The following is a 24,902-nucleotide window of genomic DNA, read 5'->3' as shown; positions in this document are numbered from 1 at the left end:
CGGACTGGAATGATGGCTGCGGCTGGGCCGGCCGGTTAGTGAATGACCTGCTGGATGAACTGGCGGGCGCGCTCTGTTCGCGGCGCAGAGAAGAAGGCGTCCGGCGTCCCGACTTCGGCGATGGCGCCGTTATCCATGAAGACGACCCGGTCAGCCACGGCGCGCGCAAAACCCATTTCATGGGTGACGCAGATCATCGTCATGCCGGTGCCGGCGAGCTCGATCATCACGTCCAGGACCTCCTTGACCATCTCGGGATCGAGCGCCGAGGTCGGCTCGTCGAAGAGCATGACGTCCGGTTCCATGGCGAGCGCCCGGGCGATAGCGACGCGCTGCTGCTGGCCGCCCGAGAGCTGGTTCGGGAACTTGCGGGCCTGCTGGCCGATATGGACGCGTTCGAGCAGCTCCATGGCCTGGGCTTCCGCCGCGGCGCGCGGCAGGCGCCTGAGCTTGATCGGGCCGAGCGTCAGGTTGTCGAGGATCGACAGATGCGGGAACAGGTTGAACGACTGGAAGACCATGCCGACGCGCTGCCGGATCTTCTCGATATTGTCGTCGCCCTGAGACACGGTCTCGCCGCCGACCGTGATCCTGCCACCCTCATAGTGCTCGAGGCCGTTGATGCAGCGGATCATCGTCGACTTGCCCGAGCCCGACGGGCCGCAGACCACGATGCGTTCGCCCTGCTTCACCGCAAGGTCGATGCCGCGCAGGACGTGGAACTGCGAGAACCATTTATCGACGTTCTCGAGCCGGATGATGGGATTTTCCATGATTGCAATACCCGATGCGGTCAGGTCCGGTCGGCCCGTGCGAAGCCGCCCTCGATGGCGCGGCTGTAGCAGGACAGCCCAAAGCTCATGAGCCAGAAGACCAGCCCGACGACGAAGTAACCCTCGGCCTGCGAGCCGACCCAGAGCGGGTCCGCGACGCCGGCGGAGACGATGTTGAGCAGGTCGAACAATCCGACGACCATCACCAGCGTCGTGTTCTTGAGCAGCGAGATGGTGGTGTTGACGATGCCGGGCACGACCTTCCGGATCGCCTGGGGCAGGATGATGTAGAGCATCGTGCGCCAGTAGCCGAAGCCGAGCGCCATGGCCGCCTCGTACTGCCCCTTCGGCAGCGCCTGCAGGCCTCCGCGCACCACCTCGGCCATGTAGGCAGCCTCGTAGAAGATGATGCCGACCACGGCGAGCGCGAGCGGATCAGGCTTCATGCCGGAAGGCAGGAAGAAGGGCAGCATCACGATGGCCATGAACAGCACCGTGATGAAGGGCACGCCGCGGCAGAATTCGATGAAGCCGATGCAGAACCAGCGGACCAGCGGCATCTGGCTGCGCCGCCCGAGCGCGAAGAGCGCGCCGAAGGGCAAGGAGAAGCTGATGCCGGAGACGGCAAGGATCAGCGTGAGCAGGAGCCCGCCCCATTTGTCGCTGGGCACCACCGGCAACCCGGCGACCCCGCCATGCAGCAGGACGAAGGTGACGACCGGCAGGACCACCATCATGAACAGGCCGGCATAGCCCTTCCCCGGAATGCGGGGCACCATCAGCCAGGTCAGCCCGGCGATCAGCAGGGCAAAGACGGTATCCGGGCGCCAACGTTCCAGCGGAGGGTAGAAGCCGTAGATGAACTGCGAGGCCTTGGCTGCAACGAAGCCCCAGCAGGCACCGCCCGGCACGCAATCGGCCCGGCTTGCAGCGGTCCAGGTCGCCTTGAACAGCGCCCAGGGCAGGATGGTCCAGGCGATCGCCCCGAGGATGAGGGCGACCGCGAGCGACAGCAACGCGTCGCGCCAGGAGGCGAAGATGCGCCGGCGCAGCCAGAGCGCGATCCGGGCCGGCGCACCGGCATGGGCGGCCGGGCGGCGCGGCGTATCGGAGATGAGGGCGGCTTCGGTCACCGTTCGACGATCCTGGTCATGTGGTTGAACAGGTTGATCAGCGCGCCGATCAGCAGGCTGATCGCGAGATAGACGGCCATGGTCATGCCGACGATCTCGATGGCGCGGCCGGTCTGGTTGATGCTGATGCCGGTGAAGACGCCGACGAGATCGGGATAGCCGATCGCCACCGCGAGCGAGGAGCCCTTGAGGATATTGAGATACTGGTTCGACAGGGGCGGCAGCAGGACGCGCACCGCCTGCGGGATCACGATGAAGCGCAAGGTCCACCACCAGCCGAAGCCGAGCGCGGCCGCGGCTTCGCGCTGGCCCTTGCTCACGGACTCGATGCTGGCGCGTACCAGCTCGCCGATGAAGGCAGCGTTGTAGATCGCCATGGCGAAGACGAGTGCCGTCAGCTCCGGCACCAGGGCCCAGCCGCCGATGAAATTGAACCCTTTGAGCTGCGGCACGGAGACCGAGACCTGCGTGCCTGTCAGCGCGACAGTGAGGACCGGCAGGAGCACGAGCACCGCCAGCGACGGCAACCAGGCGTTCACCGAACGCCCCGTGCGCTCGGCATAGGAGGTCAGGCTGCGGAACAGGGCGAGCGCCGCAACGACTGCAATGAGGATGGCGATGACCAGGAGCCCCGGGCGATCGCTTGTCAGCGCCGGCAGGAAGACGCCGCGGTTCGAGAGATAGACCATGTCGCCGATACCGACGGCGACGCGCGGAGCGGGGAAGGCCCGGAGCGCGACATTGTACCAGATCAGGATATGGAGGAGCTGCGGCAGGTTGCGGACGAGCTCGACATAGATGCGAGCGGCGCGCGACACGGCCCAGTTGCCGGAGAGCTGCGCGATGCCGATGGCGAAGCCCAGGATCGTCGAGAGCACGATGGCGATCGCCGTCACCAGCAGCGTGTTGGTGATGCCAACGAGGAAGACCCGCCAGTAATTGTCGCTCGACGTATACGGGATCAGGTGGAACGCGATCTCGAAGCCCGCCTCCTGCCACAGGAAGTCGAACCCGAGCTTGAGGCCGCGGGCCGCGAGATTGTCGTAGAGGTTGCCGATGGCGACATGGGCCACCCAGGCCAGCGCGACCACGAGCAGCGCCTGGAAGACCCAGCCCATGACGCGGCGGCGTCCCGGCAGCGCAGTACGCTGAGATGATCGAACGGCAGGTGTGGTGGTCATTGTCCGGCTTGTCTGCGTGTGGGGAGATCGAGGCCGGCGGCTGGCGCCGGCCTCGCGCCTTTCGCTCAGCGGAGCAGCGGCGACGACATCAGGCCCTTGTTGTTCCAAAGGTTGTTGAGGCCGCGCTCGAGCTTGATCGGGCTCTTGTTGCCGAGATTGCGCTCGAACATCTCGCCGTAATTGCCGACGGCCTTGATCGCGTTGAGCGCCCAGTCATTGCCGAGCCCGAGCTTGACGCCGAAATCACCGGTCACGCCGAGCAGGCGCTGGACCTCCGGCGAGGTCGAACTCGCCTTCAGCTTCTCGACATTGGCCTGGGTGATCTCCAGCTCCTCGGCGGCGATCAGCGCATTGAGCGTCCAGCCGACGATATCCCGGAAGCGGCTATCGTCCTTGCGCACGACCGGGCCGATCGGCTCCATCGAGATCAACTCGGGCAGCACGACCCAGTCATCCGGCTTGCCGAGCTTCGACACGGCTCCGGCCAGGGCGCTCAGAACATTCGCATAGACGTCGCAACGCCCGGTTTCGAGGTTCTTCTCGTTCTGGTCGCGCGAATTGGCGGCGACCGGGGTGAACTTCAGGCCGTTCTTGCGGAAATAGTCGGCGAGGTTCAGCTCGTAATTGGAACCAGCGGAGACGCAGATCGACGCGCCATCGAGCTCCTTGGCGCTTTTGACGCCGAGCGACTTCTTCGCCAGGAAGCCCTGGCTGTCATAGAGATAGGCGCCGGGCCAGGCGACGTTCAGCTCGATATCGCGAACAAAGGTATGCGTGGCGGTGCGCGCCAGCAGATCGATGCCGCCCGACTGGAGCGTGGCGAACGCCGTCTTGATCTCGAGCGGCACGAACTTGATCTTCTCGGCATCGCCCAGCACGGCGGCGGCGACGGCACGGCAGAAATCGACCTCGAAGCCATTCCATTTCGCTGCGCTGTCGAGCGTGCTCATGCCGGTCTGCACGCCGCTGGACACGCCGCAATTGAGCAGCCCGCGCGCCTTGATCGTCTTCTGCGTGTCGCCGCTCTGGGCCGAAGCCACTGTCACGGCAGCCAGCATGCAGCCGGCAGCGAGGGTCCATTTGTTGCGCAGATATCCGAGCATTCCAATTCTCCCAGCAATTCCTACGGAGCGGTCATCGCGATCGGGGCCGCTCCGAAAACCGGACCCCGATCTCACATAACAAGTTAATTATCAAGTTAATTATATCGGAGCAGGGAGCCGAAGAGATTGCATTCCCATTCCGATTTGATCTGGTTTGTCAGATGCTTGACTACGCGCCGGGGCTGCCGTCGCCATGACCGGGGCTGCATGGAGAGCCGACGGCTCCCCTGCCGAACGCATGCGGTGCGGCGCCCCCGCCAGCACTCCACCACTGGAGCCGAACGCCGCAAGCCGGCGCCGGCGCGACACGGCGCCGCGGGGGCCGTGGCCGCCCTCCGGGGACGCCGCCCCTTGCCCTTAGGGCAGAGGGAGCGACAGGCGTCTGCCTATTCGAAGAAGCAGCTGACGCTGCCCAGCGGGCCGTAATCGCCGGTGATGGTGTCGCCATGCCGCGCTTCCACCGGGCGAATGAAGGAGCCCGCCAGGACGATCTGGCCGGCCTCGATATGGTCGCCATAGGCGGCGAGCCGGTTCGCAAGCCAGGCGACGCCACGGGCGGGATGGTTCAGCACGCCAGCTCCGAGCCCTGTCTCCTCGACCTGGCCGTTGCGCGAGACGATGGCGCCGACCCAGCGAAGATCGACTTGGTCCGGCCGCATGGCACGGCCCCCGACGACGATGCCGGCATTGGCGGCATTGTCGGCGATCGTGTCGACGATAGTGCGGGCCTTCCCGCTCTGCGGATCGACGCGCAGAATGCGGGTATCGAGGATCTCGAGCGCCGGAGTGATGTAGTCGGTGGCATTGAGCACGTCGAAGATCCCGATATTGGGGCCCTTCAGCGGCGCCTTCATCACGAAGGCGATCTCGGCCTCGATCCGCGGCTGGATGAAGCGGTCCTTCGGCACGCTGTCGCCATCGGCGAACATCATGTCGTCGAACAGCACGCCTGAATCCGGGATGTCGATATTCAGCGCGTATTGCATCGCCTTGGAGGTCAGGCCGATCTTCCAGCCGATCACCTTTCGACCGGCGGCGATCTTGTGCTTCACCCAGGCGCCCTGGATGGAATAAGCGTCATCCATCGTCATCTGAGGATGCCTGAGCGACATCAGCCCCGTCTGGCGGCGCGTCCGTTCGGCCTCGTCGAGGCTCAGCGCCGCGGCGGCGATTTCATTGGCGTTCAGCATCGATCAGGCCTCGTCGGCAATGGTGTTGCGGAGAAGGCCGATCCCCTCGGCCTCGACCTCGACGACGTCACCGGGCTTCAGCCAGACCGGCGGCTCCAGGCGAGCCCCTGCCCCGGTCGGCGTGCCGGTGACGAGGATGTCGCCCGGCACGAGCGTGGTGAAGGTCGAGATGTAGCTGATGATCCGGCGGAAGGAGAAGACCATCCGGCTGGTCCGGTCCTCCTGGCGCAGCTCGCCGTTGACGCGGGTCGTCAGCGCGATATCGGCGATCTGCGCCTCATCGCTGAAGGGAACGAGCCATGGCCCGATGGAGCCCGAGCGGTCGAAATTCTTGCCCTGCGTGACGTTGAACTTGGCGTGCCGAACCCAGTCCCGGATCGTCCCCTCATTGCAAAGCGACAGGGCCGCGACATGGTTCAGCGCGTCGCGCTCGGCGATGCGGCGCCCCGCTTTGCCGATGACGATGACGATCTCGCCCTCATAATCGAGCTGCACGCTCTCGGGCGGGCGGATCAGCGGCTGGTCATGACCGGTGAAGGAGCGGGGAAAGCGCGGGAACAGGGAGGGATTGGCCGGGGCGGCCTGGCCATCCTTGTATTCGGCGTTGCGGTCGGGAAAATTGACGCCCACGCAGATGATCTTTTCGGGCGCGGCAATCGGAAGCTCGTAGCGGATCGCCTGGAACGGCAGATCCGGAGACAGCCCCGCCGCCGCGTCGGCAAGCTTCGCAAAGGCGCCCTCGGCTACCACCTCCTTCAGGCTCGGCCACCGAGCCGAGAAGCGGCTGGACAGGTCAATGACGCCCCCTTCCACGGCCAGGCCGTATCCGGCGCGGTTTTCAGCGGAGAAGCTGACGAATCTGGGGGCAAGCATGAATCCGGTCCTTCTGTCGCCTCGTGCCTTTGGCCGAGATCGACGTCTTCGAGAGTTGATTGCCAGGGGGATGGCGACGCGGCGGGCTGGCTTCAGCAACGGCGCAGGACCACACCGCCACGCAGGATTTATGATTATCATGTTAATTAGATAGCATGACCCGATCAAGAGGCGATCCGGCCTTATCCCCTACCCTGCCCTGACGTCCTGAGGTCGCGGCGGACATGTCGGGAAACCGCGCAGCGAAACCTGCGGTTCCGCATCGGCGCGCCATCGCTACGTGATCGATAGACGAGCAGTGGGGCCACCGGCGCCCGCCTTCACATCTGGGGAAGGCCGCCCTGACCGTTGGCGCCCATGCCGACGTCCCGTCAGCATTCCAGCCATCTCGACGCCCGACTGACGCTTGACAGCCCGCTCGATCAAACCATAGCATATCAAATAACAAAATGATGTTTCATTATATGAAATGAGACACAGAGGGACGCTCCTTGACGCTCGATACCGACAAAGCCTCCGCCAAAGCTGTGCCTGCCGGCACAAGCACGCTCGACCTCGCCCTGCAGGCAGTCGAGTATCTGGTCCGGCAGAGCCGCCCCGTCGCGCTGGCGCAGATTGCCGAGGCGCTCTCCTCCTCCAAGGCCACCATCTACCGGCATCTGGTGACGCTTCAGCGCCACGGCTTCGTCCGTCAGGATCCGAATACCGGCCGCTACGATGCCGGCATCAAGCTGATGGTCCTCGGCGAGGCGCTGCGACAGCGCTTCGATATCGTCTCGGCAGCGCGCGAGGAGTTGATGACGCTCCGCGACCGCTCCGGCCAGGCTGTGACGCTTTGCGACGTGATCGATGAGGAATTGATCGTCCTCGAGCTGATCCAGGGCCGCACGATGATCGAATTCGCGATGCGGCCGGGCACGCGGCTCGCCTTCCACGCCAGCGCGCATGGCAAGATCTGGCTCGCCTTCGGCTCGCCGGAACGCAGTCGCACCGTTGCAGCCGGCGAGTTGAAGGCGTGGACGCCGAGCACGATCGTCTCCGGAGAGGCGCTTCTGGCGGAAATCGCACGCGTCCGCGAGTGCGGCTGGGCCACTGCGCCCGACCAGGTGATCACCGGCGTCAACACGCTGGCCGCCCCGGTCTTCGACCACCGCAAGGCGCTGGTCGGCTCGATCGCCATCGTCGGCTCCACGCAATTCATCGCGCCAGAACCCGATCCCGAACAGATCCGCGAAGTCGTCGGCGCAGCCGCACGCATCTCGCGCGGATTGACCTGGAAAGACTGAGATCATGACCTATTCCTTGGCCGTCGATATCGGCGGCACCTTCACGGACATCGTCCTGCGCGACTCCCGCGGCAGCCTCAGCGTCGACAAGACACTGACCACCCACCACGACCTGCTGGAGGGCTTCTTCCGCGGTGTCGATTCCGTGCTGGGCAAGGCCGGCATCGCGGCCGGCGCGATCGATGGTGTCGTGGTCCACGCCACAACGGTCGTCACCAACGCGCTGATCGAGCGCAAGGGGCTGCCAACGGCGCTCGTCGTAACGGAGGGCTTCCGCGACGTGCTCTCGATCCGCAACGAGCACCGCTATGACATGTACGATCCGCAGATCGAATTCCCCGAGCCGCTGGTGACGCGCGAACTGACCTTCGGCATCAAGGAGCGGGTCCTGGCAGACGGCACCCTCGCACTTGCTCCGACAGCCGAGGACATTGCCGAACTCGCAGCCGAGATCCGCGCCTCCGGTGCACGCGCCATCGCGATCTGCTTCCTCAACAGCTTCGCCAATCCTGGAAACGAGGTCGCGGTCGCGGCTGCCCTCTCTCGCGAACTCAATGACGTGTTCATCTGCACCTCGGCCGAGGTCGCTCCGCAGATCCGCGAATACCAGCGCGCCTCGACGGCGACGGTGAATGCCTACGCCATGCCGATCTCGCAGCCCTATCTCAAGCGGCTGAGCGACCGGCTGCGCGTCGAGGGCTTCGCCAACACGCCGCTGATCATGCTGTCCTCGGGCGGCGTCGTCGGCGCCGAGACGGCGGGCAAAAATCCCGTGCGCATGATCGAGAGCGGTCCGGCAGCCGGCGCCCTTGCTGCCTGCCACTATGCGGAGCTGCTCGGTATCGATCGACTGATGTCCTTCGATATGGGCGGCACCACGGCCAAGGCCTGCCTGATCGAGAACCGCACGCCGCTGATCACCGGGCTGTTCGAGGTCGACCGGCGCTACCGCTTCCGGGAAGGCAGTGGCCTGCCCGTCACGGTGCCTTCGATCGACTTGATCGAGATCGGGGCCGGCGGCGGCAGCATCGCCCATGTCGACGATCTCGGCCTGCTCAAGGTCGGGCCCGAAAGCGCCGGCTCCAATCCGGGACCTGCCTGCTACGGCCGCGGTGGCAAGAACGCGACCGTCACCGATGCAGATCTCGTGCTCGGCCTTATCGATGCCGAGAACTTCCTCGGCGGCGACATGTCGCTCGACAAGGCAGCCTGCGACGCCGCGATGGCGCGGCTCGGCGATGCGCTCGGCCTCAACACCGTCCAGGCGGCGCGCGGCATCTACCGCATCGTCACGGAGGCCATGGCCTCGGCGGCGCGGACCCACGCCACCGATCGCGGCGTCGATTATCGCGGCCTGCCGCTCTTCGCCTTCGGGGGTGCCGGTCCGTTGCACGCCTGCGGCGTCGCGGACCTGCTGCAGAGCACCAGCGTGATCGTACCGCCGCAGTCGAGCGTGCTGTCGGCCTTCGGCACGCTCGTCACGCCGGTCCGGCTCGATCTGGTGCGCAGCGACCTGACGCGGGTCGATCATCTCGACTGGGGCCGCGTCGACCGTGTGCTCGGCGAGCTCGAGAGCGAGGGGCTGACGGCGCTCGGCGTATCCGGTTGCGCGGCGTCCGACGTCACGATCCTCATCGGCGCGGACATGCGCTATGTCGGCCAGCAGCACGAGGTCACGATCATCTTCGAGACCGACCCGCGCAAGAGCCGTGACAGCGCAGCGCTGACGGCACAGTTCGAGGCTGCCTATCGCACCCTCTACGGCGTCAACCCCTCGCATGTCCCGATCGAACTCGTGACCTGGCGCGTCGTGGCACGCGGTCCCCTGCCGCATTTCGACGGCCAGGCCAGGCCCCAGAACACAGCCGGTGCACCCAAGCGTCATCGTCCGGTCCATGCCTGGGAAGACGGTCAGTCGGTGCCGGTCTACGAGCGCTCCGCCCTCGCCACCGGCCAGACCATCGCCGGCCCCGCCATCATCGAGGAGCGCGAGACCACGACCGCGCTGCCTCCCGGCTGGAGCGCGACGATCGACGCGCTCGGCTGCATCGTCGCCACGAAAGGCTGAAATCCGATGGACGGAGTCGAACTCGAAATCCTCTGGTCGAACCTGATCGGTATCGTCAACGAACGCGCCAAGGCGCTGCAGCGCATCGCCTTCAGCCCGATCGTGCGCGAAGCCGGCGACCTCGCCTGCGCGCTCTTCGACCAGCGCGGACGCATGGTGGCGCAGGCCAATACCGGCACGCCCGGCCATATCAACTCGCTCGCCATCGCGGGAGCCCATCTCGTGCGCCTGTTCGAAGGGCGCTGCGAACCCGGCGACGTGCTGATCACCAACGACCCCTGGCTCTCGGCCGGGCACTTCTTCGACATCACGATCCTGACGCCGATCTTCAACGGCACGAAACTGCTCGCCTATATCGGCTCGACCATCCACCACACCGATATCGGGGGCTACGGCATCGGCGCCGGCGCCCGCGACGTGCATGAGGAAGGCCTCTGGATCCCGCCGCTCAAGCTCTACGAGCGCGGCAAGCCGAGCGAGATGCTGCACGACATCATCCGCCGCAATGTGCGCACGCCCGACGCCGTCTTCGGCGACCTGTCGGCGCAGGTCTCTTCCGGCGAGGCCGCCGCCGAGCACCTGATCACGCTGTGCGAGCGCTACGGCATCGAGGACATCGAAGCCCTGTCCGACGAGATCATCGATCGCTCCGAGGAGGCGACGCGCAACGCCATCCGCAAGCTGAGGCCCGGCACCTATCATGGCGAGGCCGTCTTCGACGTTCCCGGCGGCGAAATCATCACCCTGAAGACGGCTGTGACCGTCGATGCCGAAAGTGGTTCGATCATCGTCGACTTCGACGGCTCCTCACCGCAGACGACGACCGGCATCAACGTGGTGCTGAACTACACCCACGCCTATTCGACCTTCGCGATCCGCTCCTGCCTCAATCCGGACCTGCCGAACAACACCGGCTCGCTCGCGCCGATCGAAGTCCGCGCTCCCGTGGGCTCGATCATCAACTGCGCCTATCCGGCGCCGGTGAATGCGCGCCATGTGGTCGGCATGTACGTCCCGATGCCGATCCTGAAGGCGCTGCATCAGGTCATGCCGGAACGGGTCCTGGCGGAAGGATCAGGCGCGGTCTGGACTATTCAGATCCAGGGCCGGCGTCCGAGCGGCGAACCCTTCACCTCGTCGATGTTCAACTATTCCGGCGGCATGGGCGCGCGCGCCGGCAAGCCGGGGCCGAGCGCCACCTGCTATCCGACAGGGGTCGCGGCTGTGCCGATCGAGATCCTGGAAGCAGCGATGCCGATCGTCTTCGACCGCAAGGAACTGCGGCCGGGGTCCGGCGGCAAGGGCCGGATGCAGGGCGGGGACGGCCAGATCATCCAGTTTCACATGCGTACCGACCATGCCTGGCTGCTCAACGCGGTGCCGAGCCGGCTCGAACGCGGGCCTGACGGGATCGATGGCGGCCTCCCGGGGGCGCCCGGGCGCTTCCTCGTCAACGGCACATCCGTCAGCGAGGCGAAGAAGCTGACGATGAAGGCCGGCGACGTCGTGCTGCTGGAGACGCCCGGCGGCGGCGGCTACGGCAAGCCGGCGGCCTGAGAACTGCCATCGGGCGCAAGACCAAATCGTTGCACAAGACCAAGAAAAAGGCGGAGCCCCGCACCGGGGTGACCAGTCGAAGCCAAGGGAAACCGGGAGGACAGTTGATGAAGCAGACCCTATTTGCGGCCGGCATCGCCGCAAGCGTCGCGATGGTCGGCGCGGCGCCCGCCCGCGCGCAGGAGCCCTACAAGATCGGCGTCTCGGCAGGTCTGACCGGCTATGCTGCGACGGTCGATCGCGCCTGGCGCGACGGCGTCGAACTGGCAGTCGCGGCGGTGAACGCCAAGGGCGGCGTCATGGGCCGCAAGATCCAGGTTGTCGTCGAGGACAACCGATCCGAGCCGCAGGAGGCGGTGACCGTCTATCGGAAGATGCTGAGCTCGGACAAGGTCGACGTCTTCGTCAGTGGCTGCGTCTCGGCCGGCAATTTCGCCGCCGCCGGCCTGCTCTTGCGCGCCAAGGTGCCGATGATGCTGTGCTCGATCCTGCCGCAGCAGGCCGAGCACCTGCCCTGGGCCTTCACCACCCTGCCGCCGGCCGGCTTCGAGGTCGACAAGCGCCTGGAATACCTCAAGGAAAAGACGCAGATCCGAAAGATCGCGGTGCTGCATGACCCGACCCCCTACGCCAATCTCCAGAAGGGCGTGGCCGAGCGCAACGCGGCCAAGTACGGCCTCGAGGTCGTCTCTGTCGATCAGTACAAGCAGGACGACCCTGATCTCAGCGTCCAGATCAGCAAGGCGCGTTCGGCGGGCGCCGGCGCGATCCTGAAGATCGGGCTCGGCGGCACGACGCTGACCGCGGCCAAGAACATCAAGCAGCTCGGCGCCGACATGCTGCTGCTGACGAGCCTCGAGGACCTGGCCGTGTTCGGTCCGGTCTCCGAGGTGCTGGGCGACAAGTTCTTCTTCGTCGCCTCGCCGTCGCAGGTCTATGAGGCGCTGCCCGAGGGCACCCTCAAGACCGGCATCAAGACCTTCCTCGAGCCCTGGCGCGAAAAATACAGGGATCGCGACCCGAACTGGGCCTCGCGCGGCTGGGACGGCGTCATGCTGACGGTCGCCGCGATCGAGAAGGCGAAGTCCTTCGAGGGCGAGAAGGTTCGCGCCGCCTATGAGGAGTTGACCGGCTTCCAGGGCACGACCGGCATCTACAATTTCCGGCCGGACCTGCATCAGGGCATCACCGAGAACCCCTTTGTGCTGGCCACCATCGAAGCCGGCAAGGTCAAGGTGGTGCAATGAGCCTCGCGGTCGCGACCAAGATAGAAGCGAGCGCTGCTCCGCCGATCCTGGCCGCGACCGGCCTCTCGGCGCGCTATGGCCATGTCGAGGCGCTGCACGGGGTCGATCTGCACATCGGCGAGGGCGAACTCGTCGCCGTGCTCGGCCCCAACGGGGCCGGCAAGTCGACGCTGCTGCGCGCGATCATGGGGCTCTCCGCCAATAGCGGCGAGGTCCGTTTCCGGGGCCAGGCGCTGTCGCGGCACGATGCAGTCGCGGTCGCTTCGCGCGGCATCGTGCTGGTGCCGGAGGGGCGCGGTCTCTTCGCCCCGATGTCCGTTGCCGACAATCTCGAACTCGGCGCCTATCGCTTGCGGGACAAGGCCGAATTCAACCGCCGGCGCGAGCGCGTGCTGACCCTGTTCCCGCGCCTGAAGGAACGGCTCGGACAGGCCGCAGGCTCCATGTCCGGCGGCGAGCAGCAGATGCTCGCCCTTGGCCGTGCGCTGATGGCCGGGCCGAAGCTGCTGCTGCTCGACGAGCCCTCGCTCGGCCTCGCGCCGCGCGTCACCGAGGAAATCCTGGAGACGCTCGGCCTCCTGAACCGCGAAGGCCTGGCGATCGTGCTGGTCGAGCAGAAGGCGCCGCTCGCGCTCGAACTTGCCAACCGCGTCTACCTGCTTTCGCTCGGGCGCATCGTCGCCGAACTCGATCCGCGTGACATCACCTCCCATGACGAACTCGCTCAGCATTACTTCGCCTGAACGGCGCCCGCTCAGGCTGGTGGGCCTGCTGCCCTGGCTCTTCGCCGGGCTCGTCGTCGGCTATGCCATGATCGTGGGCGGCTATGCCGCAACGGTCGTCGCCTTTGCGCTGATCTACGCGGTCTTCGTGACCGGGCTGAACCTGTTCATGGGCTTCGCCGCGCAGGTTTCCTTCGGGCAGAACGCCTTCGCCGCGATCGGCGGCTATATCTCCGCCGTGCTGACCGCCACCCATGGCTGGAGCCCCCTGCCCGCCATGGTGCTCGGCATCGTCGCGGCCGTGATTGCCGCCGCGATCGTCGGCTATCCCGCGCTCAGGCTGAAGGGCCATTACCTCGCGATGGGTACGCTGGCCATCGGCCTGATCACCTACGAGATCACCGTCGAATGGCAGTCAGTGACGCAGGGCTATATGGGCATCTCCGGCATCCCGCCCTTCGGGATCGGTCCCTATGAGATCACCTCCGACCGCGGCCAGCTCATCCTGCTCTCGCTGGTTGTCGCGGCTTGCGCCTTTGCGGCAGCGCGCATCCGCCGCTCGCGTTTCGGCCGAGCGCTCTCGGCTGTCGCCGGCAGCGAGGAGGCGGCGACGGCGCTCGGCATCGACGTCGCGCGCTACAAACTCGCGGCCTTCCTGCTCTCGGCCGGTTTTGCCGCGCTCGCGGGCTCGCTCTTCGTGCATGTCGTCGGCTTCGTCAGCCCCGAGGTCTTCGGGCTGCACATGGTCATCGTCACCTTCACCATGCTCTATGTCGGCGGCATCGGCACGGTCGCCGGACCTTTGGTCGGGGCGCTGATCGTCAGCCTGCTGCCGGAGACTTTTCGCGCCTTCAAGGACTATCAGGACCTCGCCTATGGCGCGGCGCTGATCCTGCTGCTGATCTATGCGCCGCGCGGCCTCGCCGGCCTCTTTGCCCCGCGGGGGCGCTCGTGAGCCGGCTTCGCCTGGACGGCGTGACGCGCCGCTTCGGCGGCCTCGTCGCAGTCGACGATGTCTCGTTCGAGGTCCCTGCCGAGGGCGTCACCGCCGTGATCGGCCCCAATGGCGCCGGCAAGACGACGCTGTTCAACCTGATCTCCGGCTTCCTGCCGCCGAGCGCAGGCCGGATCGTCTTCGAGGGCAAGGACATCACCGGCCGGCCGCCCGCAGAGATCGCCACTGCGGGACTGGTGCGGACCTTCCAGCTCGTCAAGCTGTTCGAGGATCTGAGCGTGCTCGATAACGTCAAGGTCGGGTGTCACCTGCAGGGCAAGGCCGGCCTGTTCTCGGCATTGCTGCGGCCGGCCTCTGCCCGCCGCGAGGAGGCAGCCGTCGAAGCCCGGGCGCGCGACCTCCTCGCCTTCGCCGGTCTCGCAGGGATGGCCGACGAACCGGCATCGGGCCTGCCCTATGGCCGCCAGCGCATGCTTGAACTGGCGCGCGCCATGGCGGCGGGGCCACGGCTCATCCTGCTCGACGAGCCGGCGGCCGGCCTGAATACCGAGGAATCAGCCGTGCTCTCGCGCACCATCCGGCGCATCGCCGACGAAGGCACCAGCGTGCTCCTGATCGAACACGACATGACGCTGGTGATGAATACCGCCGACCGCGTCGTCGTGGTGGATTTCGGCCGCAAGATCGCAGAGGGCACGCCGGCCGAGGTCCGCGCCGACCCGGCCGTGATCGCGGCCTATCTCGGCACCGGCAAGTCTTTCTCGAACAAGTCCTCCTCGGACAAGTCTTCCCTGAACAAGTCTTCCACCGACACGCCCGGCACGCAGGAGGCGGCCCATGGCTGACTTGTCCTATATCCCGCAAGTGCTCGTCAGCGGGCTCGGCATCGGCTGCGTCTACGGCCTGATCGGCATCGGCTTCTGCGTGATCTACAACGCCAGCGGCATCGTGAATTTCGCGCAAGGCGCCTTCGTGATGCTCGGCGGCTTGATTACCCAGGTGCTGTTCGCGCGTAACGGCGTGCCGCTGCCGGTCGCCGCCCTGATCGCGATCGCAGCCGTCGCCGTGCTCGGCGTGGCGATCGAGCGCGTCGTCGTCAGGCCGCTTTGGAACCGCAAGGCGACGATGTTCGTGATGATCCTGGCGACGCTGGCCGCCCAGATCGTGATCGAGCGGCTGACGCTGATCGCAGTCGGCGACCAGCCCAAGACCCTGCCGGTCTTCACCGACCTCCCGCCGCTGATGATCGGTAGCGTCGCGATTGGCTACCAGCTGATCTGGATCGTCGGGGGATCGCTTGCGATCGTCGCAGCGCTTGCCGCCTTCTTCGGCCTGACGCGGACCGGCAAGGCCATGCGCGCCTGCTCGATCAACCGCGAGGCGGCTGCGCTGCAAGGCATCCCGGTCGCGCGCATGCTGGCACTGGCCTTCGCGCTGAGCGCGGCGCTCGGCGCCATTGCCGGCATCCTGATCACACCGACGCAGTACACCGCCTTCAATGTCGGCGTGCCCTTCGCGATCAGCGGCTTCATCGCCGCGATCGTCGGCGGCTTCGGGCGGCCTTTCGGCGCCTTTCTCGGCGGGTTGCTGCTCGGCCTGCTGCAGGCACTCGCCATCGTCGGCTTCGGCGCGGGCCTGAAGAACGTCGCGGCGCTGTCGGTGCTGCTGCTCTTCCTGTTCATCCGGCCGTCCGGCATCCTCGGCGCGGCCAAGTAGACAAGCGACGCACCCGACCGCCCGGACGGTCGCTCTTGTTCAATCGGGAGATCCACCATGGACATTCACAAGATCGACTGGAGCCAGATTCCGTGGACGCCGGTGCGTCCAGGCGTGGACCGCAAGGCCTTCTCCGGTAGTGCCGCGACAGTGGCGTTGCACCGGCTGATGCCTGGCCATGAGCCCAGGCCGCACAGCCATCCCCATGAGCAGATCGCCTATATCGTGAGTGGGACGCTGCGCTTCTTCATCGGCGGCGAAGAGCATCTCGTCGGCCCCGGCGGGCTCGTCGTGATCCCGTCCAATGTCGAGCATTGGGGCGAGGTCGTCGGCGACGAGCCCGTGCTCAATCTTGACGTCTTCACACCGCGCCGCCCGGAATACGCCTGAAACCAAGGGGTTCCAGGCCCAAGGGGGGCGCATTCGAGGGAAAAGTCACAGCCCACGAGGGAGCCGAGGGGCTGGTCGATCGCGTCTGGCCGCATCCCGCCGGGTCGCGCCAGTGCCGGACGTCGGCCTCTTGGCCGAATACGGACCTAGGCGGGACGGCGCGGCAGCACCCGATGTCGCCCATTGCGGGCAATCACGACGGGCTTATCGTCATGGCCTTGGTGGCACTCATGATGATCAGCTGGCGGTAGACTATGGCTCGCATCCCTCCGCAACATTTGACAACGGATCGCCTGGTTCTGCGCCCAACGAGCCTCGCGGATGCTGATCGCGCCTTTGAAATACAGTCGGACTGGGAGGTGACGCGCATGCTGCGAATGGCGTCGTTTCCGCCCGATCGAGCAGACATCGCGCAATGGTTCGCCGACCATCCGCGCGAATGGGCAGCGGGAGAAGCCTATCGTTTTGCGGTCGAGCTCCAGGGCAGAGCCATCGGGGTCATCGACGTCGATGAGATCTCTCAAGGCGAGGGGGAACTCGGCTATTGGTTCGAGCAGGCCAGCTGGGGCTGCGGCTATGCATCGGAAGCGGCACGAGCGGTCCTGAACTTCGCGTTTCGAACAGTCGGCCTGTCGCAGCTTCTCTCCGGACATGCCGTCGACAACGCAGCTTCGGGGCAGGTGCTTCTCAAACTCGGCTTTCGCCCACTGGACACCGTTCAGCGAAGCTCCCGCTCGAGAGGCGAGACAATCCTGCAGCGCCGCTACGTCCTGCCCGCCTCCGTAACGCTGGAGTGAGCGAGGGGCGGCCGCCCCGGGACAGCCGCGTTTCCGTGCGGTGGTCGGCGATCGCGGCACCGCCGGCATTCATTAGCACCGCTTATCTGTCCTAGTGAATCATTGAGCCTAATCGAATATCGGCCAGATCGTTAGGTTCCCCGCGAAGCTGACGCAGCAACCGAGGGGCGCATGCCGACGATCAAGACGCTATTCCTGCTTCCATCCATCCTGATCGCGACCGGTCTGCTCAGTCTGACGCCTGCGCTTTCACAATCTGCCGGGAAGCCAGAGCCTTTGGTCATTCAGGACCAGGGCAGTTTCGCGGTCGGCGGCGTGATCGCCAGCGCCCCGGGCACATTCGATGCGATGAAACCCCTGCAGCCGGCCGGGCAGACCTTCCATGGCGATCATCTCTACGCCTTCTACCAGCTGCCGGTCGCCCCGCGGAAACTCCCCATCGTGATGTGGCACGGGGCCGGGCAATTCTCGAAGACCTGGGAGACGACACCAGACGGGCGCGAAGGCTTCCAGAACATTTTCCTGCGCCGCCGTTTCGCGACCTATCTCATCGACCAGCCGCGGCGCGGCAATGCCGGCCGCAGCACGGTCGAGGCGACCATCAAGCCGACTCCCGACGAGCAGTTCTGGTTCGGCCAGTTCCGCGTCGGCATCTGGCCGACCTATTTCGACGGCGTCCAGTTCGACCGCAAGCCGGAGACGCTGAACCAGTATTTCCGTGCCATGACCCCGAACACCGGCCCGTTCGATGCAAACCTGATTTCCGATGGCGTGTCGGCGCTGTTCGCCAGGATCGGTCCCGGCATCCTGATGACGCATTCGCAGAGCGGCGGGCCAGGCTGGCTGACCGCGATCAAGAGCAAAAACGTCAAGGCGATCGTCGCCTTCGAGCCCGGCAGCGGCTTCGTCTTCCCGCAGGGCGAGCTGCCGAAGCCTGTGCCGACCGCGTTCGACACGCTTGAAGGCACGCCGGTGCCGATGTCGGACTTCATGGCACTGACCAAGCTGCCGATCATCATCTTCTACGGCGACAATATCCCGTCGAAGGCGTCCGATGTTCCGACCCAGGACGCCTGGCGTGGCCGGCTGGAGATGGCTCGGATCTGGCGCGACACCGTCAACAAGCATGGCGGCCAAGTCACTTTGGTCCACCTGTCGGAGATCGGCATACGGGGCAACACGCATTTCCCGTTCTCGGACCTGAACAACATCGAGATTGCGGACCAGGTCTCGCGCTTCCTGGCGGACAAGCAGCTGGACTGATCACTCCCAGCACTCTCGCCGGCACGACGACGGCGCATGCCTGTCGCGGCCACTCATTCGGACAAGGAAAGCCCCACCATGAGCCCCCTCGCGCGTGCCCTGCTCGCCGCCACATGCCTGTTCGCTGCTGGCCACGCAACGACCTCCTACGCCCAACCCCAGGCGCCAGCCCCGACCCAGCCGGCGACGCCAAAGCCGCCTTCCCGGGCGCAGCAGCTGATGGGCGATATCGCGCCAAAGCTGGCCGAGCTCACCGACACTGTCCTGTTCGGCGACATCTGGGAGCGGCCAGGCCTCTCCAGGCGCGACCGCAGCCTGGTCACCGTCAGCGCTCTCATTGCCATGAACCGCCCTGATCAGTTGCGGTCCCATCTCGCCCTGGCGCGGCAGAACGGCGTGAAGGAGGAAGAGCTCGTCGAGGCGATCACGCAGCTCGCCTTCTACACGGGCTGGCCGAACGCCGTTTCGGCGGTCGCGGTTGCGCGCGACGTGTTCAAGCCGAAATGAGGCCCGGGATGGTCGTTCCAGAGCTTGCACCACCTGGTCCCGATGGAGCGAACGGTCGGCGCAGCCCCTCTGCAACGCAGGGCGTGGCCATTCCGCGACCTCCCCGGCCCTCGACGGCACGGCCGCGGCCAGAAGCAATCATGTCTCCAATGAGCAATCCAAGGACAACCCATTCATGAAGGTGCCTACGCTTCAGATCGCCCTGGCAAGCCTGTCCATGGCCGCCGTCCTCACGGTGGGCTGGCGGGTCCATGCGGAGGCCACGAGGGTGACGTTTCCCGAACTCGACACGCTGGTCCACTACACCACCGTCCGGCGCGGCAACGTCACCGAACATATCATGACGACGCCCGCGGCGATCGAGGCCGTGAAGAACCGCCAGCCAGTGCCGGCCGGAACCCATTTCGTGCTGGTCGATCATCGCGACGGAAAGCTGTTCCGCTATTTCGTGATGGAGAAGGGCCAGAACTGGGGCGCGGATTACGACGACCGCCGCCGCACCGGCGACTGGCAGTTCCAGTGGTTCTGGCCCGATCGGACGATCAACACGAGCGAGAACACCGCCCGCTGCCAGTCCTGCCACCAGAGCCAGTCGGGCAGCGAATTCCTGTTCACCGGCTACCGCATCCCCCGTTTCGACGGCAAGCCCGTCGAATAGGTCCAGGGGAGCGCGAGGTGAACTCTGTCTTCATATCCCGGCTCTGGCTCGACGCTCTGGCGGCCTTCCTGCTGCTGCTCGATCTCGCCTATTGGTGGCTGGGCAATCCTGCCCATGAGATCGCGGGAACGGCGCTGTTCCTGCTCCTGATCGCCCATAACGTCTTCAACCGGCGCTGGTATGGCGCCGTCGCGCGGACCCGGCACGGGCGGCGCAGCCTGCTCAACATCAGCGTCACCGTCGCGCTCCTGATCGCCATGCTGGCGCTGGTCGCGACCAGCGTGCTGATCTCGCATGCCCTTGCCGCCTATCTGCCGGCCTGGGGCGGCTTCACCATTCGGCAGATCCACACCCTTGCCGCCTACTGGGTCCTGGTGATCGTCGCGATCCATCTCGGGCTGCGCTGGCCGATGCTGATGGGCGTGGCGCGTAACCTGTTCGGCATCAGAACGCCCAGCAGGCTGCGAACGCTCCTGCTGCGGGCAGCAGCCGTGACGATCGCCATCCACGGCGCCTGGAGCTGCACGGTCCTCGGGCTTGGAACCAAGCTCTCCATGCAGGTGACACTGGATTGGTGGAATTTCGAGGACGCGGTGGCGGGCTTCTTCATCCATTGCGCGGCGATCGCCGGGCTGTTCATGGTCGCCACCTATTACAGCCTGAAGCTCGCCCAACCCGGCCGGCCCCTTGGGAGCGGTCGCCCACGAGACTTGCCGGGCGCGGAGCCCGGTCAGGCCAGCCAGGCATGAGAGGCCGATGACCGGCCGCGTCGGTTGGCGAAATCAATCGCGGTAGCGCAGAACGTCGATCAGGACGGCCAGGGCCGGCGAGACATGCCGGCGGCTCGGATAATAGAGATGATAGCCGGGGAATGGCGGGCACCAATCCTCGAGCACGCGCACGAGGCGCCCGTCCCGGATATGCGGGATGGCCTGATCCTCCGGCAAATAGGCGAGTCCCAACCCGTCCAAGGCGGAGTTCAGCCGCATGGCGAGGCTGTTGAACACAAGCTGCCCCTCGCCGCGGACCTTGATCTCGCGGCCGTCCTTTTCCAGCCCCCAGGCGAAAAGCCCGCCATAGGTCGGCAGGCGCGACGCGATGCAGTTATGGGCCGTCAGGTCCTGCGGAGATTCGGGAACGCCGTAGCGAACGAAATAGTCCGGTGAGCCAATCACGGCCATCCGCATCTCAGGGCCGATGCGAACCGCGATCATGTCCTTCGCCAGCTGCTCGCCAAGGCGCACGCCGGCGTCGTAGCCAGCCGCGACGATATCGACGAGGCCGTAATCGACGATGATTTCGACCGTGATGTCGGGATGATCCGGCAGGAACTTGCGCAGGGCCGGCTGCAGCATGGCGACCGCCGCGTGCTCTCCGGCCGTGATGCGTACCGTTCCCGCAGGTTTGCCGCGCAATTCGCCGAGCGCTGCGATCTCGGCCTCGATCTCCTCGAAGCGCGGACCAACGGTCTCCAGCAGTCTCTTGCCCGCCTCCGTGGGCGCCACGCTGCGCGTCGTGCGGGTCAGCAGGCGCAGCTTCAGCCGTTCCTCGAGTGCCTTGATCGTCTGGCTCAGGGCCGATTGCGAGACGCCCAGCTTGGCCCCGGCCTTGGTGAAGCTGCGCTCCCGCGCCACCATGGCGAAGGCGGCGAGGTCATTGAAGTTCGGCTGCGCCATTGATTAGGGGGCCTTATGAGCTCTTGCGGATTATAGCTCCTAATCATCACCGGCCGCGCTCGCTAGATACCCTGCATCAACATCGATCTTCAGATTGTGAGGTGAGCCATGCAGAAACGGACACTCGGCAAGAGCGGCCTGAGCGTGTCGGCGCTTGGCCTCGGCTGCATGGGCCTGAGCTATGGCTATGGCCAGGCCATCGAGGCAAAAGCCGGGGTCGAGTTGATCCGCCTGGCCTTCGACCGAGGGGTGACCTTGTTCGACACCGCCGAATCCTATGGGCCCTTCGTCAATGAGGAACTCCTGGGCGAGGCGCTCGCGCCGATCCGCGAGCACGTCGTGATCGCGACCAAGTTCGGGTTCGACATCGACCAGAGGACCGGAGAACGGCGCCCAGGACTGAACAGCCGACCCGAGCATATCAGGCGGGTCGCCGAGGCGTCCCTGAAGCGGCTTCGCACTGACGCCATCGACATCTTCTATCAGCACCGTGTCGATCCCGATGTTCCCATCGAGGAGGTGGCCGGCGCAGTCCAAGCGTTGGTCGCGGAAGGCAAGGTCCGGCATTTCGGGCTGTCCGAGGCCGGCGCGGCGACGATCCGCAGGGCGCATGCGGTTCATCCCGTCGCAGCCGTCCAGAGCGAATACTCGCTGTTCTATCGCGACGCGGAAGCGGAGACCTTGCCTGTGCTCGAAGAGCTCTGCATCGGTTTCGTGCCGTTCAGCCCGCTCGGCGCCGGTTTCCTGACGGGCAAGATCGACGAGACCACGACCTTCGAACCGACAGATTTCCGCAACGCAGTGCCGCGCTTTTCCGTGGAGGCCCGCAAGGCCAATGCAGCCTTGGTCAGGCTCATTGAAAGCGTTGCCGAGGACAAGGGCGCGACGCCGGCGCAAGTCGCACTGGCCTGGCTGCTGGCGCAGAAGCCGTGGATCGTTCCCATCCCCGGCACGACGAAGCCTCACCGCCTCGAGGAGAATATAGCCGCGGCGCAGGTCGAACTGACCGCGGGCGATCTGCGCGAGATCGATGAGGCTTTGTCGACCATGACCTTGACCGGGGAGCGCTTGCCCGCAGCCGCCTTGAAGATGACGGGCCTCTAGCGCTCGTCATGCCCGCGTCTCAGATCTGCGGCGTCGCGTAGAGCACTTTGCCGTTCACCTTGATCTCGACGTCCTGGAGATACTGGCGGACGCCGTCCTCGTCGATCTCCAGGCCCAAACCAGGCACGTCGGGCACGCTGATATCGCCATTCCCGTCCCTTTCGAGGTGGTTGCGGGTGAAGGCCAGCGCGACGGGCTTGGGCATCGCCGGGTATTCGCAGATGACGTGATCCTTCAGGCCGGCATAGGGCTGGATCGAGGCCGAGAGCGCCAGATGCGAGGTGAAGCTATGATTGACGAAGGTCACGCCCCTGGCGACCGCGTAATCGGCCACCTCCTTTGACGGGCCGACGCCGCCGATCCGGCCGCAATCGATCTGGATATAGCCGACGCCGCCATGATCGATCAGTTGCTTCGCCATATGGACGTTATGCGCGCCCTCGCCGCCCGCCAGCCGCACGGTCGCACTGCGCCTGGCCAGGGCCGCATAGGCGTCGACGGCGCTCGCCTGGAACGGCTCCTCGAACCAGAGCGCGCCGGCCTTCTCCAGCGCGGGCAGCCGAGCAGCGGCACGCTCGACATCCTCGATGAAGATCTGGCCGGTATCGACCAGCAGGATGCCGTCTGCGCCAAGCCCTTCGCGCGCGGCGACGAAATGCTCGGCATCCGTGGCGACGCTGCCCCGCCCGATCGGCCCCCAGCCGAACTTGGCGGCCCGGAAGTTGCGCGCTCTCGCATCGCGGGCGCGCGCCAGCGTCTCCTGCGGCGTGTCGCCGAACAGCACCGAGGCATAGGGCGTCTTGGGGTGGCTGCGCTCATAGCCGAGCAGGCGCCAAACGGGCTCTCCGCGCAGCTTGCCGAGCACATCCCACAACGCCATTTCGACGCCCGACAAGGTGTGCGGCGCCTGCAGCAGGTCCATCGAGTTATAGGCGACGTCAGCCGAGATCTGCGCGATATCGGCCGGGCTTTCGAGCGGCTTGCCGAGAACGGAATCGGCGACGGGGCGGCAGACCCCATGCGACATCGGGCAGATGAAGGCTGCGATCGAGGGCAACGGGGCTGCCTCGCACTCGCCCCAGCCGATCTGGCCGCCGGCGGCTACCCGCACCAGCAGGGCATCCTGGCTGCCATCGGCCTCGTCCGTCACCACGGGCATGGACAGGTAGAAGAAATCGACTGCATCGATCGTCGGCACGGGCTTGTCCTTCACAGCGTGTAGATGACGGGGTTCGGTGCGAAGGCCGCATCGGCCTCGAGCGGATACATCGGGCGCGCGCAAATGCTGTGCCCGAGACTCCGGAGATTGGCCGAGGTCGCGCCCGGCGCATCGATGTTGAAATTATGCTCGCACCACTGCTCGAACATGTGGTGCTCGGTATGGGGCGACTTGACCACGACGAGGTCGAAATCCTGCGGGTTCAGGCCATTGGCGTAATACATCGCCCGGTCGAACAGGCTGACCGAATGGGTCATGACGACGATCGTGAACACGCCGAAGGTCAGCACCGCCGCCGGACCGGCCGCAAGCGGCGCCTTCATCGTTTCCAGCAGCGCTTCGCCATTCGAGAGCAGCTTGACCTTGGCCTCGACCTGCATCGGCGTGAAGCGGGCGGGGTCGATGCTGCCGCCGAGCGCGACGCTGATCGTCGCGCCGACGCCGGCCTTGTGCGCGGCGGCGGCCGCTGCAACATCGACCAGCGGCGCGAGCACCTTCCCGCCGTAACCGGCCGCGTGCAAAGCCGCGATGATGGCGTTGCTATCGCCGGACGCGCCCGAGGAAGTGGCGTCGGCCGCATCGGTGAAGATCAACGGACCTGCCATCGTCTGGGATTGGGCGATGGCGCGCTCGAGCCCGATCAGCTTGCCCTGCATCCGGAAGCGTTGCGGCCAGAATTCCTCGGCGAGGCGAAGCGCCTCGCGTTCAGCCGTGGCCGCGTCACCGTCGGTCAGGATCAGGACCTGCGAGCACAGTTCCGGCACGTCGGTGAACGGGTTGCCGATCATGATGCCGGCAGCGAGCGCCCTGCCCTCCTCCTCGAGGCGCCGGCAGTCGCGCAGGAGATCGCCATAGCAGCCAGTCTTGGTGATGAGCTCGTCGCCGCGGACCAGCGTCGGCATGACGACGCGCGCGGCAACCGGACGAAGCCCGCCCTCCATCAGGCGCAGCAGCAGCGCCGAGGCGCGGCGCCCGGTATCGGCGAAATCGACATGCGGATAGGTCCAGTAGATCGCGAAACCATTGACCTGCCGCAGCATGCGGTCGGTCAGGATGCCATGCAGGTCGAGCGAGATGACGATCGGCATGTCCGGCCCGACGCGCTTGCGCAGCGCCTCGAGCAGGTAGCCCTCAGGATCGAGCTCGCCCTCGGCCGCCATCGCGCCATGCAGACAGACATAGATGCCGTCGATCCCGTCGAGACGCGCGAAGACGGCGTCGAGGAATTCCTGCGACAGGCGCTTCCAGCCCTCGGCGGAGAGCAGGCCGGCGCTGCCGGCCCGCGCGCTGATCGTCGGCACCACGGCGATATCACCGCGCGCTTCGAACACGGCGAGCGCGCCACCGATCTCCTGGTTGGTGCCGCGCTGCTCATAGAGCCCGTCACCCCGCCTGATGTGGAAATTGCCGTAGCCCGACGGGAGCGGATTGAAGGACGAGATCTCCTGCTTGCATTCGGCGATGAGGATGCGTTTCACGTCAGG

Annotated in this window: 24 protein-coding genes; 15 read left to right on the top strand and 9 right to left on the bottom strand. The window is 66.0% G+C overall.

Annotated elements, in window-relative coordinates:
- Window positions 1–35 precede the first annotated feature (35 nt).
- The 6 genes from AC1DW9_RS09255 to AC1DW9_RS09230 all read right to left on the bottom strand — a co-directional run bounded on the left by AC1DW9_RS09255 (window position 36) and on the right by AC1DW9_RS09230 (window position 6,253).
- Complete coding sequence (locus AC1DW9_RS09255) at window positions 36–773, bottom strand: amino acid ABC transporter ATP-binding protein (protein WP_441488566.1); 738 nt, start codon at window positions 771–773, stop codon at window positions 36–38.
- Window positions 774–793: 20 nt separating this feature from the next.
- Window positions 794–1,906: an amino acid ABC transporter permease gene (locus tag AC1DW9_RS09250; protein ID WP_476775775.1), complete on the bottom strand. Its 1,113-nt coding sequence runs from the start codon at window positions 1,904–1,906 to the stop codon at window positions 794–796.
- Window positions 1,903–3,087: an amino acid ABC transporter permease gene (locus AC1DW9_RS09245; RefSeq protein ID WP_441488568.1), complete on the bottom strand. Its 1,185-nt coding sequence runs from the start codon at window positions 3,085–3,087 to the stop codon at window positions 1,903–1,905. Before AC1DW9_RS09245 ends, AC1DW9_RS09250 begins: the two co-directional genes overlap by 4 nt.
- 65 nt (window positions 3,088–3,152) lie before the next feature.
- Window positions 3,153–4,190 carry an amino acid ABC transporter substrate-binding protein gene (locus AC1DW9_RS09240; RefSeq protein ID WP_441488569.1) on the bottom strand — a complete coding sequence of 346 codons (1,038 nt, stop codon included), beginning with the start codon at window positions 4,188–4,190 and terminating at the stop codon, window positions 3,153–3,155.
- A 386-nt stretch (window positions 4,191–4,576) separates the two neighbouring features.
- Window positions 4,577–5,380: a 2-oxo-hept-4-ene-1,7-dioate hydratase gene (gene hpaH / locus AC1DW9_RS09235; RefSeq protein WP_441488570.1), complete on the bottom strand. Its 804-nt coding sequence runs from the start codon at window positions 5,378–5,380 to the stop codon at window positions 4,577–4,579.
- A 3-nt stretch (window positions 5,381–5,383) separates the two neighbouring features.
- On the bottom strand, window positions 5,384–6,253 hold the full coding sequence (locus AC1DW9_RS09230) for a fumarylacetoacetate hydrolase family protein (protein WP_441504666.1): 870 nt from the start codon (window positions 6,251–6,253) through the stop codon (window positions 5,384–5,386).
- Between the two features lie 491 nt (window positions 6,254–6,744).
- Here AC1DW9_RS09230 and AC1DW9_RS09225 point away from each other — a divergent pair, with 491 nt between their 5' ends.
- From AC1DW9_RS09225 to AC1DW9_RS09160, 14 genes are all read left to right on the top strand, one after another.
- The gene (locus AC1DW9_RS09225) at window positions 6,745–7,539 is read left to right on the top strand and encodes an IclR family transcriptional regulator (protein WP_441488572.1); all 795 of its coding nucleotides are present in this window, start codon (window positions 6,745–6,747) and stop codon (window positions 7,537–7,539) included.
- Window positions 7,540–7,543: 4 nt separating this feature from the next.
- On the top strand, window positions 7,544–9,607 hold the full coding sequence (locus AC1DW9_RS09220; RefSeq protein WP_476855075.1) for a hydantoinase/oxoprolinase family protein: 2,064 nt from the start codon (window positions 7,544–7,546) through the stop codon (window positions 9,605–9,607).
- A 6-nt stretch (window positions 9,608–9,613) separates the two neighbouring features.
- The gene (locus AC1DW9_RS09215) at window positions 9,614–11,164 is read left to right on the top strand and encodes a hydantoinase B/oxoprolinase family protein (protein ID WP_441488574.1); all 1,551 of its coding nucleotides are present in this window, start codon (window positions 9,614–9,616) and stop codon (window positions 11,162–11,164) included.
- Between the two features lie 107 nt (window positions 11,165–11,271).
- Window positions 11,272–12,411, top strand: a complete 1,140-nt coding sequence (locus AC1DW9_RS09210; protein ID WP_476775773.1) for an ABC transporter substrate-binding protein — start codon at window positions 11,272–11,274, stop codon at window positions 12,409–12,411.
- Window positions 12,408–13,154: an ABC transporter ATP-binding protein gene (locus AC1DW9_RS09205; protein ID WP_441488576.1), complete on the top strand. Its 747-nt coding sequence runs from the start codon at window positions 12,408–12,410 to the stop codon at window positions 13,152–13,154. Before AC1DW9_RS09210 ends, AC1DW9_RS09205 begins: the two co-directional genes overlap by 4 nt.
- Window positions 13,123–14,088, top strand: a complete 966-nt coding sequence (locus tag AC1DW9_RS09200) for a branched-chain amino acid ABC transporter permease (protein ID WP_441488577.1) — start codon at window positions 13,123–13,125, stop codon at window positions 14,086–14,088. The genes AC1DW9_RS09205 and AC1DW9_RS09200 overlap by 32 nt, the downstream gene beginning before the upstream one ends.
- Window positions 14,085–14,933, top strand: a complete 849-nt coding sequence (locus AC1DW9_RS09195) for an ABC transporter ATP-binding protein (protein WP_441488578.1) — start codon at window positions 14,085–14,087, stop codon at window positions 14,931–14,933. Before AC1DW9_RS09200 ends, AC1DW9_RS09195 begins: the two co-directional genes overlap by 4 nt.
- Complete coding sequence (locus AC1DW9_RS09190; RefSeq protein ID WP_441488579.1) at window positions 14,926–15,804, top strand: branched-chain amino acid ABC transporter permease; 879 nt, start codon at window positions 14,926–14,928, stop codon at window positions 15,802–15,804. Before AC1DW9_RS09195 ends, AC1DW9_RS09190 begins: the two co-directional genes overlap by 8 nt.
- Before the next feature lie 57 nt (window positions 15,805–15,861).
- Window positions 15,862–16,194 (top strand): cupin domain-containing protein, encoded by a 333-nt coding sequence (locus tag AC1DW9_RS09185; protein WP_441488580.1) that lies wholly within the window; start codon window positions 15,862–15,864, stop codon window positions 16,192–16,194.
- A 254-nt stretch (window positions 16,195–16,448) separates the two neighbouring features.
- Complete coding sequence (locus AC1DW9_RS09180) at window positions 16,449–16,991, top strand: GNAT family N-acetyltransferase (protein WP_441488581.1); 543 nt, start codon at window positions 16,449–16,451, stop codon at window positions 16,989–16,991.
- 171 nt (window positions 16,992–17,162) lie between these two features.
- Complete coding sequence (locus tag AC1DW9_RS09175) at window positions 17,163–18,254, top strand: alpha/beta hydrolase (protein WP_476775771.1); 1,092 nt, start codon at window positions 17,163–17,165, stop codon at window positions 18,252–18,254.
- 78 nt (window positions 18,255–18,332) lie between these two features.
- Window positions 18,333–18,761 carry a carboxymuconolactone decarboxylase family protein gene (locus tag AC1DW9_RS09170; RefSeq protein ID WP_476775770.1) on the top strand — a complete coding sequence of 143 codons (429 nt, stop codon included), beginning with the start codon at window positions 18,333–18,335 and terminating at the stop codon, window positions 18,759–18,761.
- A 175-nt stretch (window positions 18,762–18,936) separates the two neighbouring features.
- The gene (locus AC1DW9_RS09165; RefSeq protein ID WP_441488584.1) at window positions 18,937–19,419 is read left to right on the top strand and encodes a cytochrome P460 family protein; all 483 of its coding nucleotides are present in this window, start codon (window positions 18,937–18,939) and stop codon (window positions 19,417–19,419) included.
- A 17-nt stretch (window positions 19,420–19,436) separates the two neighbouring features.
- On the top strand, window positions 19,437–20,168 hold the full coding sequence (locus tag AC1DW9_RS09160; protein WP_476775769.1) for a DUF4405 domain-containing protein: 732 nt from the start codon (window positions 19,437–19,439) through the stop codon (window positions 20,166–20,168).
- Window positions 20,169–20,201: 33 nt separating this feature from the next.
- Here the strand turns inward: AC1DW9_RS09160 and AC1DW9_RS09155 are convergent, their stop codons facing one another.
- Window positions 20,202–21,095 carry a LysR family transcriptional regulator gene (locus tag AC1DW9_RS09155; RefSeq protein ID WP_476775768.1) on the bottom strand — a complete coding sequence of 298 codons (894 nt, stop codon included), beginning with the start codon at window positions 21,093–21,095 and terminating at the stop codon, window positions 20,202–20,204.
- Between the two features lie 108 nt (window positions 21,096–21,203).
- On the opposite strand from AC1DW9_RS09155, the gene AC1DW9_RS09150 reads away from it, so the two are divergent.
- Window positions 21,204–22,199: an aldo/keto reductase gene (locus AC1DW9_RS09150; RefSeq protein ID WP_476775767.1), complete on the top strand. Its 996-nt coding sequence runs from the start codon at window positions 21,204–21,206 to the stop codon at window positions 22,197–22,199.
- Between the two features lie 19 nt (window positions 22,200–22,218).
- Here AC1DW9_RS09150 and AC1DW9_RS09145 read toward each other — a convergent pair whose 3' ends face one another.
- Both AC1DW9_RS09145 and AC1DW9_RS09140 read right to left on the bottom strand, forming a co-directional pair.
- Window positions 22,219–23,397, bottom strand: coding sequence for a mandelate racemase/muconate lactonizing enzyme family protein (locus tag AC1DW9_RS09145; protein ID WP_476775766.1), 1,179 nt, complete (start codon window positions 23,395–23,397; stop codon window positions 22,219–22,221).
- A gap of 11 nt (window positions 23,398–23,408) precedes the next feature.
- Window positions 23,409–24,896 (bottom strand): M81 family metallopeptidase, encoded by a 1,488-nt coding sequence (locus tag AC1DW9_RS09140; RefSeq protein ID WP_476775765.1) that lies wholly within the window; start codon window positions 24,894–24,896, stop codon window positions 23,409–23,411.
- Window positions 24,897–24,902: the final 6 nt, after the last annotated feature.

This window comes from Allobosea sp. P4_E12, from assembly GCF_056401655.1.
This window is presented reverse-complemented; position numbering and strand designations above follow the sequence as displayed.

Bases quoted from the DNA above. Each gene is read 5' to 3' on its own strand.
- AC1DW9_RS09240 (WP_441488569.1), bottom strand. From the start codon at position 4,190: ATGCTCGGATATCTGCGCAACAAATGGACCCTCGCTGCCGGCTGCATG.
- AC1DW9_RS09200 (WP_441488577.1), top strand. From the start codon at position 13,123: ATGACGAACTCGCTCAGCATTACTTCGCCTGAACGGCGCCCGCTCAGG.
- AC1DW9_RS09190 (WP_441488579.1), top strand. From the start codon at position 14,926: ATGGCTGACTTGTCCTATATCCCGCAAGTGCTCGTCAGCGGGCTCGGC.
- hpaH (WP_441488570.1), bottom strand. From the start codon at position 5,380: ATGCTGAACGCCAATGAAATCGCCGCCGCGGCGCTGAGCCTCGACGAG.
- AC1DW9_RS09180 (WP_441488581.1), top strand. From the start codon at position 16,449: ATGGCTCGCATCCCTCCGCAACATTTGACAACGGATCGCCTGGTTCTG.
- AC1DW9_RS09155 (WP_476775768.1), bottom strand. From the start codon at position 21,095: ATGGCGCAGCCGAACTTCAATGACCTCGCCGCCTTCGCCATGGTGGCG.
- AC1DW9_RS09170 (WP_476775770.1), top strand. From the start codon at position 18,333: ATGAGCCCCCTCGCGCGTGCCCTGCTCGCCGCCACATGCCTGTTCGCT.
- AC1DW9_RS09255 (WP_441488566.1), bottom strand. From the start codon at position 773: ATGGAAAATCCCATCATCCGGCTCGAGAACGTCGATAAATGGTTCTCG.
- AC1DW9_RS09165 (WP_441488584.1), top strand. From the start codon at position 18,937: ATGAAGGTGCCTACGCTTCAGATCGCCCTGGCAAGCCTGTCCATGGCC.
- AC1DW9_RS09205 (WP_441488576.1), top strand. From the start codon at position 12,408: ATGAGCCTCGCGGTCGCGACCAAGATAGAAGCGAGCGCTGCTCCGCCG.
- AC1DW9_RS09210 (WP_476775773.1), top strand. From the start codon at position 11,272: ATGAAGCAGACCCTATTTGCGGCCGGCATCGCCGCAAGCGTCGCGATG.
- AC1DW9_RS09230 (WP_441504666.1), bottom strand. From the start codon at position 6,253: ATGCTTGCCCCCAGATTCGTCAGCTTCTCCGCTGAAAACCGCGCCGGA.
- AC1DW9_RS09220 (WP_476855075.1), top strand. From the start codon at position 7,544: ATGACCTATTCCTTGGCCGTCGATATCGGCGGCACCTTCACGGACATC.
- AC1DW9_RS09215 (WP_441488574.1), top strand. From the start codon at position 9,614: ATGGACGGAGTCGAACTCGAAATCCTCTGGTCGAACCTGATCGGTATC.
- AC1DW9_RS09150 (WP_476775767.1), top strand. From the start codon at position 21,204: ATGCAGAAACGGACACTCGGCAAGAGCGGCCTGAGCGTGTCGGCGCTT.
- AC1DW9_RS09245 (WP_441488568.1), bottom strand. From the start codon at position 3,087: ATGACCACCACACCTGCCGTTCGATCATCTCAGCGTACTGCGCTGCCG.
- AC1DW9_RS09175 (WP_476775771.1), top strand. From the start codon at position 17,163: ATGCCGACGATCAAGACGCTATTCCTGCTTCCATCCATCCTGATCGCG.
- AC1DW9_RS09185 (WP_441488580.1), top strand. From the start codon at position 15,862: ATGGACATTCACAAGATCGACTGGAGCCAGATTCCGTGGACGCCGGTG.